The organism is Psychrobacter sp. AntiMn-1 (genome assembly GCF_001854065.1).
Lineage (GTDB): Bacteria > Pseudomonadota > Gammaproteobacteria > Pseudomonadales > Moraxellaceae > Psychrobacter > Psychrobacter pacificensis.
On sequence record NZ_CP012969.1, the window covers coordinates 391,540 to 406,425 of the forward strand.

The 14,886-nt window shown below is 46.5% G+C and carries 12 protein-coding genes and 2 pseudogenes; 4 read left to right on the forward strand and 10 right to left on the reverse strand.

The genetic code is table 11. The annotated features are described in order from the left end of the window. Positions 1 to 9: 9 nt before the first annotated feature. Positions 10 to 708, forward strand: a complete 699-nt coding sequence (locus tag AOT82_RS01555) for a VIT1/CCC1 transporter family protein (protein ID WP_071001507.1) — start codon at positions 10 to 12, stop codon at positions 706 to 708. A gap of 38 nt (positions 709 to 746) precedes the next feature. Here the strand turns inward: AOT82_RS01555 and AOT82_RS01560 are convergent, their stop codons facing one another. The 4 genes from AOT82_RS01560 to AOT82_RS13570 form a co-directional block, all read right to left on the reverse strand. Further along, the gene (locus AOT82_RS01560) at positions 747 to 1,598 is read right to left on the reverse strand and encodes an SDR family oxidoreductase (RefSeq protein WP_071001508.1); all 852 of its coding nucleotides are present in this window, start codon (positions 1,596 to 1,598) and stop codon (positions 747 to 749) included. Positions 1,599 to 1,675: 77 nt separating this feature from the next. After that, on the reverse strand, positions 1,676 to 2,674 hold the full coding sequence (locus AOT82_RS01565; protein ID WP_227517169.1) for a TauD/TfdA family dioxygenase: 999 nt from the start codon (positions 2,672 to 2,674) through the stop codon (positions 1,676 to 1,678). 39 nt (positions 2,675 to 2,713) lie between these two features. Then, positions 2,714 to 4,339, reverse strand: coding sequence for an AMP-binding protein (locus AOT82_RS01570; protein WP_071001509.1), 1,626 nt, complete (start codon positions 4,337 to 4,339; stop codon positions 2,714 to 2,716). Between the two features lie 55 nt (positions 4,340 to 4,394). Next, positions 4,395 to 5,246, reverse strand: coding sequence for a thermostable hemolysin (locus AOT82_RS13570; RefSeq protein ID WP_083328807.1), 852 nt, complete (start codon positions 5,244 to 5,246; stop codon positions 4,395 to 4,397). Positions 5,247 to 5,446: 200 nt separating this feature from the next. On the opposite strand from AOT82_RS13570, the gene AOT82_RS01580 reads away from it, so the two are divergent. Beyond that, entirely contained in the window at positions 5,447 to 6,094 is a 648-nt protein-coding gene (locus AOT82_RS01580) for a glutathione S-transferase (protein ID WP_083328808.1), read from the forward strand. 260 nt (positions 6,095 to 6,354) lie between these two features. Here AOT82_RS01580 and AOT82_RS14005 read toward each other — a convergent pair. From AOT82_RS14005 to AOT82_RS01605, 6 genes and pseudogenes are all read right to left on the reverse strand, one after another. Beyond that, positions 6,355 to 6,549: pseudogene (locus AOT82_RS14005) on the reverse strand (IS3 family transposase); the annotation flags it as partial. Positions 6,550 to 6,561: 12 nt separating this feature from the next. Beyond that, positions 6,562 to 6,780 (reverse strand): annotated as a pseudogene (locus AOT82_RS14010) (transposase); the annotation flags it as partial. A 384-nt stretch (positions 6,781 to 7,164) separates the two neighbouring features. Then, complete coding sequence (locus AOT82_RS01590; RefSeq protein ID WP_071001512.1) at positions 7,165 to 8,259, reverse strand: NADH:flavin oxidoreductase/NADH oxidase; 1,095 nt, start codon at positions 8,257 to 8,259, stop codon at positions 7,165 to 7,167. Between the two features lie 139 nt (positions 8,260 to 8,398). Then, positions 8,399 to 9,244, reverse strand: a complete 846-nt coding sequence (locus AOT82_RS01595) for an IclR family transcriptional regulator (RefSeq protein WP_071001513.1) — start codon at positions 9,242 to 9,244, stop codon at positions 8,399 to 8,401. 281 nt (positions 9,245 to 9,525) lie between these two features. Beyond that, positions 9,526 to 10,794 (reverse strand): MFS transporter, encoded by a 1,269-nt coding sequence (locus AOT82_RS01600; RefSeq protein WP_071001514.1) that lies wholly within the window; start codon positions 10,792 to 10,794, stop codon positions 9,526 to 9,528. 115 nt (positions 10,795 to 10,909) lie between these two features. Then, the gene (locus AOT82_RS01605) at positions 10,910 to 12,064 is read right to left on the reverse strand and encodes an acyl-CoA dehydrogenase family protein (RefSeq protein WP_058025401.1); all 1,155 of its coding nucleotides are present in this window, start codon (positions 12,062 to 12,064) and stop codon (positions 10,910 to 10,912) included. 384 nt (positions 12,065 to 12,448) lie between these two features. Between AOT82_RS01605 and AOT82_RS01610 the strand changes: the two genes are divergently transcribed. Both AOT82_RS01610 and AOT82_RS01615 read left to right on the forward strand, forming a co-directional pair. Then, complete coding sequence (locus AOT82_RS01610; protein WP_071001515.1) at positions 12,449 to 13,225, forward strand: enoyl-CoA hydratase; 777 nt, start codon at positions 12,449 to 12,451, stop codon at positions 13,223 to 13,225. 64 nt (positions 13,226 to 13,289) lie between these two features. Then, on the forward strand, positions 13,290 to 14,882 hold the full coding sequence (locus AOT82_RS01615; RefSeq protein ID WP_156770948.1) for a 3-hydroxyacyl-CoA dehydrogenase: 1,593 nt from the start codon (positions 13,290 to 13,292) through the stop codon (positions 14,880 to 14,882). Positions 14,883 to 14,886 lie beyond the last annotated feature (4 nt).

Consider the following 14,886-nt stretch of genomic DNA (forward strand, 5'->3'; position numbering starts at 1 on the left):
GAGGATTTTATGCATCATTCTATTCATGACGAAGCACATTTGAGCAATCGCAATCATTGGTTGAGGGCAGCAGTGCTGGGGGCGAACGATGGGTTGATTTCGACCGCCAGTCTATTGGTTGGGGTGGCTGCTGCCAGTACAAGCAGTCAGACATTGCTGCTGACAGGTATGGCGGCGCTGACCGCAGGTGCATTATCAATGGCGGCTGGCGAGTATATCTCGGTCTCATCACAGGCGGATACCGAAAAGGCGGATCTCGATAAAGAGCGACATGAGCTGAGGCACAATGCTGAGCGTGAGCTGCTTGAGCTCACCAAAATTTATGAGGCGCGTGGACTTGAGCATGATTTGGCGCATCAAGTGGCCGTGAGCTTGACTGAGCACAATGCGTTAGAAGCCCATGCCCGTGATGAGATTGGCCTGACGGATATTAGTGAAGCAAAGCCCATTCATGCCTCAGTGGCTTCAGGACTATCATTTATAGCGGGGGCGATACTACCCATTATTGGGATATTACTGTTACCAGCGGAAACACTGGTTTGGTCATTGTCATCTTTGACAATATTGGGTTTGATGCTACTTGGGATCATCTCTGCTCGTCTAGGCGGTGCACCTGTGATCCCTGCGACTACCAGAATCGTGGTTTGGGGCGTGCTTGCCATGGTGGCAACCTCGTTAATTGGTCGCTTATTTGGTGTGGCAATTTAAAGGCAAACTCACTCACTCCACGATTGCCTAACTGATTATCATGATTTTCTAGCATACTGTTTGATGGTGGGCAGGTCTTTGACAATGGCGTTGCCAACGATGTTGGGAAACAATCGATTGAGCCATGCAAAAAAACGTTCGGGAAACCCCAAATGCTGATGCGCTTGTTTGGTTGATATAAAGTGAATCAGTGCCTTTGCGACGGTCTCAGGCGAGTCCATTTTTACTTTCAATGCCTCATTCATGGCGACGACTGCGTCTTTATTCATGGTGGTTTTGGTGGCTCTGGGCGCAAAATAGCGAAACCTCACTGAGGTGTCGGCATACTCGCGGCCTAACGCTTCACTTGCACCGCGTAAGGCAAACTTGCTCGCGCCATAAGCACTAAAACCTGGGTAGCCAATACTTCCAAAGGTTGAGCCAATGCTGATAATTTGGCTCGGGCTAGGCTGCGCTATCAAGATAGGTAGCAGTCTTTTTATAAGCTGTAGTGGATACGCCACATTGACGAGCATTATCTGTTCAATCGTGTCATCATTTTGATCCGTGAGCAAAGCAAAATCATTGATACCTGCGTTGAGTATGACCGTATCAATGACGTTTCTATGGCCTTGTGTCATTTCCCCCAGTCCCTCTACCAGTAGCGATTGCGATGTCTGCGAGCTTAAATCACACGTATGAGACACAAGTGGGATATCAGGATAGTCTTTGGTCAACTCATCTACCAAATGAGTCAAGGTCTGGTTGTTACGCCCGACCAAAATGACAGGCTGATTATTGGCACATAATTGCCGTGCGATCTCCTGCCCGATACCACCCGTGGCACCGATTAGTATGGTGTAATTGAGCGTAGCTTGTACTAGATCTGATTGGCCATTAGCTGGTGTCATGATGTCGCATCCTTGTTGAACATTGATTGTTAGAGCACGGACTATTGAAGCACGGATTGTGGTGAGATGTGCTGTTGCTAATCGTTTGAGTGATTCATGCCATGCCTAATGCCAAGCCCCATCGCAATATACAGCTTACGCTCTGTTAAAGGCACATCAATTTGCCGACGACCATGCATGATGCGTTTGTTGTCGAGTATCACCACATCGCCATTTTGCCACGCAATGTCTTGAGTGTATTTTTCACAAAGCTGAGTCAGCTCATCTAGGAGCGCATCATCGACGGGTTGACCATTGGCTAGGGTGAACTCAGGTTTTTCATAGTTAAATGAGGGCCCAAGTAAAGTATTTGCAAAGGCCAGTTGACCGCTTACGTTGTCTTCTCGAATTGCAGGTATCTGTAATACGTACCGAACGCCGCCGTCTGTCTGAGGTTCTACGTGATGCGTTAACGTCTTGCTCGTCGTCGCCGTGATAAATGTCTCTAAATCATCCAAGCTTATTTGATCGGCGTCTGCTCTGCCGGTCGCAGTCGCCACATAATTTTGCCAAATGGCCTGAGGCAAATAGCGACTGATACGCATCGGCTGACTAAAGGTGGCTTTTAGCTCAGGTGATAGCGCTTGATACACCGCATGCCCATCACATATCGTTGTTTGTGAGCCTTTTTTGGCGCTCAATTCACTAAAAAAAGCAATGACGTCAGGCGGCATCGGCGTATTGCCATTTTCGATATGTAGTCCAATAGCATGCGTGCCTGCATCCACTTTTTGCGCTTCAGAAGTGATGTTTTGGCGGGCGGGATCGTAGGTCAAGGTTTGACAAAGTTGACTCATCAATTGGCTAAACGTCTCTACATCGTAGTGATAGCCTCGAAGTAACGTCCAACCATGGGTTTGCAACTCCATTAAAATATCAGCGGTTTTAGGCAAGGATACGCTAGCAGACGCGTGGGAGGTTGGTGCCTTAAAAGTGTCAAGTTCGATAACGTCGCTTTTTATCAAGTTGCTTTTTATCAAGTTGCTTTGTATCAGGTCGTTTTCTATCAAATCATTTGGCATAAGAGTGGTTTGCATAATATGGTCCTATTGTTGTACTGCTGGTAAAAGCGTCCGTTATAAGCCGAGTACCGATTGATAAGCGGTAAAAATGTGCGCGCGTCGTAGCTTACCGTTATCAGTCAATAATTCATTTTCCGTACTAAAAGGGTGCTCGGCGAGATGCCACTGTCGGATACGCGCATAGTCAGGCAAGGTTTGGTTAACGACATCTATCGCTTGCGCAATCGCAGATTGTGGATCATTGCTCGTTGCGACCATGTTGGGGTTGGCGACTATCACCGCAGACAAATGCGGCTCATTATCTCCGAGTACCGCGACCTGATAAATAATGGGCTGCGTTGAGAGCTGCGCTTCTACCCATTCAGGCGAGATATTACGGCCAAAACTACTGATGAGCACGTTTTTGCGTCGACCCGTGATGTATAAATAGCCGTCGTCATCTAAATGACCGATATCCCCTGTGGCAATGATGCCATTGTCATCCTTACTATTGTCATGGTTTAAGTAGCCTTGCATCGCATTGCCCTTAACCATTACTTCGCCACTATCTGCGATGCTGACCGAGGCGTGAGGCATAGGTTTGCCCACACTGCCTTCGCGCTTCGCTTTTGGCGTATTGAGACTGACTACCGAGCCGCATTCAGATAGGCCATAGCCTTCATAAACAGGCAAGCTTAAGGCACTGGCGTCTTGTAGTAATTGAGGGGAGACTTTGCCGCCGCCGACTGCCATAAACTTTAATGATGGCACAGCAGCATTGGCGCTGGATTTGGTTGCTCCTTTGTCTGCCATGTGCTCGCAAATGGCTTTTAGCAGTTGCGGTAATAAAATAACGCTGGCGATGTCGTATGTTTGTACCGTTGTCATCAAGCGCTTGGCATCAAATGCTTGATTGGATAACAAACCCAATTGATCAATACGCCCCGTCACTAAGGTGCGCCCCATGTATAGACTCACGTAAATACCTGCCACGTTTTCTAATAAAGTGGCAAAAGGCAACACGCTTAAATGACTAAAATTGCTTGTGGCATTGCTCACTTTTGGCGCGTGAGTATCATCATCTGTCAAGGTATCAGCGAGCGAACCCGATAACGACTCGACAATACGCATCAATGTCTCTTGACCCAAACACACGCCTTTTGGCATGCCCGTACTGCCTGAGGTGTAAGTCACTTTGCAAAAATCGCTGGCAGTAGAGGAATTTTGAGCGGTGAAGGTATGGTCAGTGATGGTGCCAGCAAGTTGATAAAAACTACCTGTGATATGAGTCGCCTGCTCAGACTTGATGGTTTTTGTCTCTGGTGTATCAGCAATTATCCAGTTATCCGTATTGTCTATGGTTGGCAGTTGTAAACCAGCGCCAACGTATACCATCTCTATCTGCGCATCTTGTAGTAAGTGCGCAATTTGCGCGGCACTAAAAAATAAGGGGATTGGCACAACGACCGCGCTGACGGTACTCAATGCCAAATCGAGTATGATCCAATCTATATCGTTATGCGCATATAAGGCGACACGCTTGCCTTGCCATGTTTCTAATGTTTGATGAAGCGCTGATAATGTACGTTGCAGCTGACCATAAGTTAGGCTGGTCGTATTATGGTTAGCTATCGTTTGTATCGCTACCTGCTTGGGAGTTTGGCGGGCATGCTGACATATCACGGTATAAATGGGGGTCATGTTATTCTCACTGTCTTGTGGTGGTGCAGTGTTATTGGTTGTTAATGCATGCGTATTAAACGGCTATCTTATTTAGCGTCAAACGCGTGGTAGCATTCATCTCTAACGTTTCGGTATAGCGATAATGTGGGGCGCATATCCGCTTAGCATCGGCCACATTGATAGCGACGACCAAGGGATTGTGCTGATAGTAATGGCCCCATGAGGATACTTGCTCAGGGTCTTCTAGCGCTTCTGCCGTGGCCTTGGCAATGACATGACTGCGAATGCCCATATGTGCCAATATATGCCGTACCGCATCGGTGCCAGTACACACGACCCAGTCTGCTTTGGTTTGGTATTCATGAGTCGTAGAATTCAGGGTGGGGGTGGATAAATAAAACACCAAAAATGCTATCATAAGCCGCGCGCTACCCGCACAACCTGATGCCAAATTGCCAATCTCAAAAATGCGCTGGCGACTGACTGGCTCGCCTGCCACTCTGCTGATCTCATGTTGTATCGGCGTGTTCAGATACTGCTCTAAAAATATCTTATCTTCACAGATAGGCTTTAGACCGATAGCAACGCTCGTCCCTTTAAATGCAGGTAACGCATTATCATCAGTGGATAACCAATCGCCATAGGATGACATATCGGCAAAACCTGAAAACAAAATGGGCATAAAGTAGCTTAATCGGGCGTGATGGATATACGCATATATGCGTTTGATAAATGCCTGGGCATCTTGGTTTTGGGCATAGGAAGCAGGCGATGTCGCTATTGGCATTTGTGTACTGGCACGAATATAGAGGGAGGAGGGTATGCCTTGCACTTCCAATATTGACATTGGCTTAACCGCTTCAATATAAAAGGTCGTATTTAGAACATTCTGTAAGGTATGAGTGCTATCAATAGATAATGACATCAGCTGTCTCCAAATGGTTAAAAGCTTTTAGCACGATTAACATCATGAAAGCATCATAAAGGAGCAACCTTAACTGAACCTTAAGATAGTATCGTCTAATAATATTTACCTACTCCCTAATAAAAACCATATCAGTGTGTTTGAGCCTACTGGTTCTTATTGATATGCTATTTAGTTTTATTCAATTATGGAAAATAATTATGACTTCACCGCTTCACCGCTTGTATTCTTTTCGCCGCTGTCCCTATGCCATGCGTGCCCGTCTCGGTCTTTTATTTGCCGAGCAGTCTGTAGCGCTGCGGGAGGTTATGCTGAAGAATAAACCAGAGCAAATGCTAGCGATTAGCCCAAAAGGGACAGTACCCGTTTTACAGTTGGCGGATGGGACCGTCATTGAAGAAAGTGACGAGATTATGATGTGGGCACTTGCGCAGAATGACCCACACGGCTTACTTGATAAAAATACATTACCGCAAGCAAATGACTTGATTGCACAAAATGACAATGAGTTTAAATATTGGCTAGATCGATACAAATATGCAGATCGGTATCCTGGGATGACGCAGAGCGAGTATCGACAGCGGGGCGAGGTGTTTTTGCAGGTATTGGAGACGCTATTGACAAAAAATGTCTATCTATTAGGAGACAGTGTGACCACAGCGGATATTGGTATCATGCCGTTTGTTCGTCAATTTGCGCATGTTGATCGTGAGGTGTTTTATGGTTTGCCATACCCTAAATTGCAGCAGTGGTTACAAGATTGGCTTGCGCATCCGTTATTTTTGCAAGTTATGACTAAGTTTGAACCATGGCAAGAAGGCGATGAGGTGGTGATTTTTCCTTGTTAATATCTAGTATAGTTAAGTCTAAATAAAAACGATACAGGATAATAAATTCATTTGATTAAACGCTATTTTTCTTGCTTGCTGTGACTACGTCTCCAGAGGCTGCGAAAAATAGCGTTTAATCTTATTGTATCGATTTTATATTGAACCGACTATATTTGAAGTTATTTATATGATCACATGAGTGGTGAGTGGTAGGTAAAGTATAGATTTGAAAGAACGTAGGAGAATACACATTGTATACTTGTAGTGGTCAAATATTTTTAGACAGTACTTAAGAGGTTTTTGTTGAAATAAAGTCTCTCTTTCTTGCTCGGTGTTAAATACTCATTAAAGCTGTGTGGTCTTACACTTTGATAATAGCCCCAAATATAATCATTTACTGCCTGCCAAGCCTCATCAATATTGTCATAGCCGTTTTTTGGCATCCACTCTGTCTTAAAGCTTCTAAAGAACCTCACATGTTTTTCAAGCTCTTGTATACGCCGTAATTCAGGCGTTAGGGCTTTGCCTTCTGATGGCATGACACCTTGCTGTTCTTTACGGTATTTATATACCCAATTCTCTAAGGTGGTTTTGCCGATACCTAATGAGTTGGCTACTTCTGGTATCTTCCTGCCTTGATCTTCAACCAGTTTAATGGCTTCTAGCTTAAATTCTTGGCTGTAGCGTCCGCGTTTGGTGGTCATATCTTCTCTCCAGTTTTGGTGATAGTATAACCTCTTATCTACTGTCCTATTTCATTATGCCACTACAATGACACCTGCTGAGTACAGGCAGGTGGCTTAATTATTCTACGATGATGTTGTGTTAAGAATGGGGTATTTACAATGAGGTAATTCCGCTTATGGAACATTTAGCAGGCCTAACAAGACCGTAAGTTGACCTCCCTGCGCTACACTTCAGCCGGTAAATTATGGCAGCGTTGATATCACTACCACTTGCCAAGTTGAATACACTGATGACTATCTAACTTGTAAGCCATAATTACTTTAGTTTGAATTAAAGTGAGTGAATGCATAGACTGAAGCAAGTAATGTTGTCTTCAGTCTATGTTCGTAGTTCGATTACACTTATTCTATAGGAGACGGCTTACCGTGCGGGCTTGAGCGTAGGTACTGTTTGGGCGCTTTGACGGTTGCGCCAAGCTCGGCCGCCGCGTGCCACGGCCAGTGCGGGTCATAGAGGATACCGCGTGCCAAGGCAACCGCGTCCGCTTGCTGCTCGGTGATGATGCTTTCTGCCTGCTCGGCCTCGGTGATTAGGCCCACGGCAATGACGGGTATATTGACCGCTTCTTTTACGGCTGCGGCAAAAGGTACTTGATAGCTCGCCTTTACAGGGATTTGCTGCTCTGGGCTCAGTCCTGCGGTGCTCACATGGATATAATCACAGCCTAATGCTTCTAAGGCTTTAGCCAGCTCAATCGTTTGGGTAAGGTCCCAGCCGCCTTCGACCCAATCGGTTGCAGAAACCCGCACGCCCACTGGCTTGTCACTTGAAAACTCAGCCCGAACCGCTGTAAACACGTCAAGTAACAAGCGCATTCTGTTTTCAAGACTGCCGCCGTATTGATCATCACGCTTGTTAGAAAGCGGCGATAAAAACTGATGCAATAGATAGCCGTGCGCACCATGCAGCTCAATTAAGTCAAGCCCCAGCGTATCTGCGCGTTTTGCTGCATTCACAAAATCACTGATGAATGTATCAATGTCATTTTGATCCATTGCTGTGGGTACAGTAGAGTTTTCGTCATACGCAAGCGCTGATGGTGCCACCGTTTGCCAGCCATTTACCTCATCAGGGGCAATCGAGCCGTCGCCGTCCCATGGTTTTTTGGTTGACGCTTTACGCCCAGCATGGGCTAACTGGATGCCTATCGGCATTGGGCTGTACTGTCTGACAGCAGTGAGCGTTTTATCCAGTGCCGCTTGTGTCCTGTCATCCCATAATCCCAAATCAGCATAGCTGATACGCCCTTGCGGATTGACCGCCGTCGCTTCTAAAATAAGTAGCCCTGCACCGCTCAAACTCATCTGACCGATATGCATCGTATGCCAATCACTTGCCGCGCCGTCATTGGCAGAGTACTGGCACATGGGGGCGATGATAATACGGTTATCTAGGGTGAGTTGCCCAAGTGTCAAAGGCGAAAAAAGCTGGCTCATGGTAAATCCTTAAAAAAACGCGCCTCGCTTAAAGGCATGGAAAATAACAGGAAAAATCGATATAAATGGTTTATATAATTAGCGCTTGAATACATGATGGGGATGAATGGTTTTTTTTATAGGGTACATTTAAGTGAGGCTAGCTGATATATAGATTACTCTCAATCATGTTTTTCATATGCAGCAGGCGAGGGGCGATGTCTTCTTCTAATTTGGTGCGACTCAGGATAAAACTTGGCGCGCCGCAGTTAAACGTGAGCAACCCTTCCGTCGGGTGCATCAGCGCAATGGCAACCGCATTGACATCCTTTTGCCATTCACTGATAGAAAAACAATAGCCGTAATCTTCATAATCTTGAAAGGCTTTGTCCAGCCCTCGTCTGATCTTTAGCCAATCATCCTTGTACTTATTGCGAATCGCATTTAGGATAAATTCTTGCTCAGCAGGCGGCATGCTGGCGAGGCAAGCTCGTCCCATTGAGCTTAAATGAATGGGGAGGTATGAGCCGATATTGCGCTGCATGGTCGTGCTACCAGCGCCCTGTACCACATTGAGATAGACCATCATCAACCGATCGCGCGTCGCCATAGCCACCGCACTATTGGCATAATCTGCAAGCTCTTCCATATAAGGGGTCGCGAGGTTATTGATAGAGATGTTGGTCATCATGGTATAGCCAAACCCAAGCACGCCGGTTGAGAGCTGATACTTACTGCTTGTAGTAGACTGTTTGAGATAGCCTAATTTGACCAAGGTATAGGTGAGGCGAGTGATGGTACCCTTAGGAATCCCTGTCAGTTGACTCAGCTCTTGATTGCCCAGATAAGGTCGCTTCGGGGTAAAACAGCGCAGTAGCTCAAGACCACGAGCCAACGCGGTGACAAACTGTCTGTCGTTTTTGCCCTGCATCTCTGCAATGGGTTCTAGAAGCTCCATATGCATCTCATTATTAGGGTCGTCATTGGCAAGGGTGTCGTTCGTCATAGGCGGTCTATTATCCCCAATTCAGTCCATACAAGCATAGTAAAATTATCACTACCTAGCGTCACCGTGAGCCAGTATTGCTCTATAGAACAAGTATTTAGCAAATACTCATTATAGGCTTTATCACTGACTCACGGTCACATACCAAAGGCAGTTTATCTTGTTCATTATACTATATTACCGTACATTTATATTCTCAGCATAGCATGATATGGGGAGATTGTTTCGCTATGCGGTATGAACGGTCGTAATATAGGGAGTCAACGGCATTATAAAAGATTTTATGAGGCCTCTTGTGGATCATACTGCTTTTCTTTGATAAACAAAGTTGGGATCAGACCACATAAGAAGTAAGCACCTGCCATCAGCAGCAGACCTGCACCGATGGAGTTATGCATGGCCATATAGCCAATAGCGACAGGGGCAATCACAGAACCAAGTCGTCCGATATTAAAGGCGCCGCCAATGGCTGTCCCTCGAATAGCTGTTGGGAAGCTCTCGGTCAGATAAGTAGCATTGATGGCATAAGGAATCCCATATAAGAAGCCAAAAGTAATCATTAACCAGCCAATGTTCTCCGGGGTGTGCGTGTATACCAAAATAGGGATAAACAGTGCAGTACCCATGGTACCAAAGGCAAAGACGATCTTGCGGCCGATTTTATCCGCCATAAATCCTGCCACTACTTTGGCAAACATCATGGTCAAGTAAGTGCCCGCCATATATAGCGCCATCTCTTTAAACTTAATTCCAAGCTCGGTCTCTAAATAAGACGGCAACCAGTTGCTTACCCCAAAATAGCCAAACAGTAACAACCCTGAGCTCATCGACCACAATATAAACATAATGCGATGCTTGGGGTTTTCAAAGATAGCCTTGTAAGGGTTTTCCGCTTTTTTGGTTGTATCTTTTTCGCCGCTTAATTTGCGCGCACGCGCCTCTTTCCAGGATTGTGGCTCAGGTACTAAGAAGTACATGGAGATGGCTAGCAGCAGTGGCAAAAACGTCAATAGATATAAAGTGCGCCAGCCATAGCTAGGGATGATCCATGCTGAAACGCTGGTAATCACCAAAGATCCGAGCGTAAACCCTGTCATGAGTGCGGCAAGTACCGTGGTTCGATGCTTCGTCGGCACCATCTCAGACATCAACGTGTTGGTGGCGATATATAAGCTGCCAAGCCCTAAGCAAGCAATAAATCGTAGTGCCACAAACTGCTCATAGCTCTGCACAAGCCCACTAAAACCAGATAGGATAGAAAACATCCCAGTCGCCAGAACGATCACGCGTACCCGTCCAAAGCGGTCACAGGCCCAGCCGCCAAAAACCCCGCCAATAGCCATGCCAAACAATGACCAGCTGCCCAGCGCGCCAGCTTGTACATTGGTCAATCCAAATTCTTGCTTGAGACTAGAGAGGGTAAAAGCAAGAATACCGATGTCAGCGCCATCACATAGCAATACCAAAAAACAAAAAACAAAGGCCAGCTTCCAAGGCTGTTTTTGGACCGCGCTTGCGCTTGGGTCTGACGTTATAGCGACACTTTTCACAATGTATATCCTTATCGTTGTGAGAATTAAAGTCTGAGTTATAAAGAGAAGGGAACGGCATCAGCATCCTAGCAAATACCGCCTTGTGTTTTGGTGAGCACGCCTGCGAGATAGATTACTCGCTGGCTTCTTTGATCATATTGCGGGCAATGATGACTTGCTGAATTTGGGTCGTACCTTCATACAGACGATAGAGACGCACATCACGATAAAAACGCTCAATACCATAATCTGCGATATAGCCTGCGCCGCCGTGGATCTGTACCGCTCGATCAGCCACGCGGCCACACATCTCGGTGGCAAACATTTTGGCACATGAGGATTCGGTTACGACATCTTTGCCTTCATCACGCAGGCGCGCCGCATCTAGTACCATGGATTTGGCAGCATAAATCTCTGCTTTTGAGTCAGCGAGCATGCCTTGAATGAGCTGAAAACTGGCAATAGGCTGCCCAAATTGCTTACGCTCGACGGCATAATGTAATGCATCATTTAGCATGCGAGTCGCAGCTCCAGTACTGGCTGCTGCAATGTGCAATCGTCCTTTATCTAAGACTTTCATCGCGGTTTTGAACCCAACACCCTCGACACCGCCGATGAGCGCATCGGCTGGCACGACACAGTTGTCAAAGATGACATCGCAGGTATGCGCGCCTTTTTGACCCATTTTTTTATCAATTTTGCCCAAGGTAATACCCGGCGTGTCACTCTCCACAATAAATGCCGAAATGCCGCCAGCGCGTTTGTTTTGTGGGTCAGTACGTGCCATGACAGTGAAGATGCCCGCTTGCGGGGCGTTGGTGATATAGCGCTTGGTACCGTTGATGATATAAGTATCACCATCTCTAACAGCAGTTGTCTTTAATGAGGCCGCATCTGAGCCTGAGTCAGGCTCGGTCAAGCAAAATGAACCAATGATCTCACCGCTGGCAAGGCGAGGCAGATATTTCTGCTTTTGCGCTTCCGTGCCATCAATCACAAGACCAGATGAGCCAATACCATTATTTGTCCCTATTAATGAGCGAAACGCGGGGGAGGTGCGTCCCAGCTCAAATGCCAAGGTCACTTCTTCTTCCATCGTGACACCCAGTCCGCCGTACTCTTCAGGAATAGTTAGCCCAAACAGCCCAAGCTCGCGCATCTGCTCGATGATCTCTTCTGGTAGGCGATCGTTTTCTGCCACCCAGTGCTCCAGAGGAACGAGTTGGTCATTAACGAAGTTGCGGATGGTATGAGTGATATGGTCGAGGGTTTCTTTATCTCTAATCATATGAGTCTTCCTTGTTGGATAAATGCCTGTTTGATTGATGACTGATAGTCATAATGGTTTTTAACCTGATAGTCATAACGGCTTTTTGACGATGTTAGTCATGTGACGTCCTTGGATGATTAGCATAATCGATGAATAAGTAAATTACAATAGTTTTGGTTTAAAAAACCGCATTGCGGTATTTTTATTATAAATATGATAATTATTCTCTATAATTTTTCTCATTTAACCAATTTTTGCCCTTCACAAACCAAAATAAACAGTATATATTGATATTAAATACCGCATAGCGATATTTTTATTTCAAAATAATCGTTTTAATATGTTTTTGTACTTTATTATGTATTTGTACTTTATATCGGAATGAGGTTTAAGGAGTGGATCATGGAAGAGCAACTCATTATTTGTGAAAAACCAAAAGAGGGCGTGAGTGTCATCACGCTCAATCGACCCAAAGTGCGCAATGCACTAAACAGTGAGCTACGCCAACAAATGGCAGATTTGTTCATTCAGTTAAATGATGATCCACACACCAAGGCGATCGTGCTGACGGGTGGTGATAAGGTGTTTGCCGCTGGTGCCGACATCAATGATTTTTTGACGACTGGCACAGCAGATATGTATTTGCGTCGTAGCGAGCGCTATTGGGATGCCATCACTCATTGCCGCAAGCCCATCATCGCGGCTGTCAATGGTTACGCACTTGGCGGTGGCTGTGAGCTGGCCATGCATGCTGACATCATCATCGCTGGCAAATCTGCCAAATTTGGGCAGCCCGAGATCAAAATAGGACTGATGCCAGGAGCAGGAGGCACGCAGCGTTTGTTTCGTGCCATTGGCAAACACAAGGCCATGAAGATGGTACTGACTGGCGATATGATCAGTGCTGATGAGGCGGACACAATGGGGCTGGTCTCTGAAGTCGTCGACGATGAGGCTACCATCACTCGCGCCATTGAGATTGCTGAGCAGCTATCAAACTATTCTCCTATTGCCTTAGCGCAAATCAAGGAGGTGGCAACGCTGGGTGCTGATATGCCTTTAGAAGGCGCGTTAGCACTGGAGCGTAAAGCCTTTCAGATTCTGTTTGATACGCATGACCAAAAAGAAGGCGCCAAAGCTTTTTTGGAAAAGCGCCCTGCAGAGTATAAAGGCTATTAAGGGGCAGATGCCGCTTATCTCTTTTGTCCACGCCGACCAACTCCTATCGCAAACTATGTAGAGAATCATTATGACCGTGAATACACTTGCCATTGTTGGCACTGGTATTATGGGTATGGGTATTGCCCAAATTGCTGCCCAAGCTGGTATCCAAGTCCTTTTATATGACGCCAAAGCAGGCGCAGCTGAGCAAGGACGACACTCCTTGCAAGCCATGCTCGAAAAGCTCACCGCTAAAGGCAAATTCAGCGATGACGAGCTACAAGCTATGCTAAACCGTTTAACCGTCGTTCAAGAGTTAAACCAAATCGCGACCGCTGAGATCGTGGTTGAAGCCATTATCGAAAACTTAGACATCAAAAAACAGCTTTTTGCCCAGTTAGAAAGTGTGGTTACCGCCGATACTATTTTGGCGACCAATACCTCCTCATTATCAGTCACGGCAATTGCTGCTGACTGTGAATATCCAGAGCGCGTGGCAGGGTTTCATTTCTTTAACCCCGTAGCACTGATGAAAATTGTAGAAATTATTCCGGGCCTTTCTACTCAGCAATCAGTTATTGACGCGCTCACTGATTTGGCCAAGCGGATGGGACATCTGGGCGTGGTCGCAAAAGACACACCGGGTTTCATCGTCAACCATGGTGGCAGAGCCTATGGCACCGAAGCGTTAAAAATACTGGGTGAAGGCGTCGCAAGTTTTGAGCAAATAGACCGCATTTTACGAGAGGGCGCCGGCTTTCGCATGGGGCCGTTTGAGCTGTTAGATCTGACGGGCATTGATGTGTCACACCCCGTGATGGAGTCAATTTACGACCAGTTTTATCATGAAGCGCGCTATCGCCCGCATCCATTAACTCGTCAAATGCTGGTAGGCAAAAAGCTCGGCCGTAAAGTTGGCGGCGGTTTTTATCAATACGAAAAAGGTCAAAAGATTTCTGTAGATAGCGCTCAGAATCAATCGTCTAAGGCGGCGGCGCTTATAGCTGATGCCACTATTAGCTCAGTTTGGATTGGCGCTGATTTGGCAGAAGATAAGACGCAGCTGGTCGATTACCTAAATGCTCATGACGTCACTATCGATGACAACGACACACCACACCCTGATAGTTTGGTGCTACTCGCCATCTATGGCGAAGATACGACCAATGCCGCGATTCGTTATCAGGTTGATCCCAAGCAAGCCGTTGCCATTGATATGCTCACCGAACTTACAAAGCATCGTACGTTGATGCCAAGCATCGTCACGCAAGAACGATTCGTGGCGCAAGCTTATGCATTATTTGGCAGTAGCACGGGTAATAAAGGCTCAGATAGTCGTGAAGCAGATGCGCAGGAGGCGGGTAGTGCCACGCTGATTGCCGAAAGTACAGGTTTTGTGGCACAGCGGGTGGTCGCCATGGTAATCAATCTCGGCTGTGATATCGCCATGCAAAAAATTGCCACGCCAGAGGATATCGATAATGCCGTCAAGCTTGGGCTGGGGTATCCGTATGGCCCGATCTCTTGGGGCGATCATCTTGGTGCCTCGCGTGTGCTGCTCATTTTAGAGCGTATTTACGCGCTCACAGGCGACCCACGCTATCGCCCAAGCCCTTGGTTACAGCGCCGCGCCAAGCTGGCTGTGTCATTGTTCACTCAGCAGGCCATTTATTAGTACA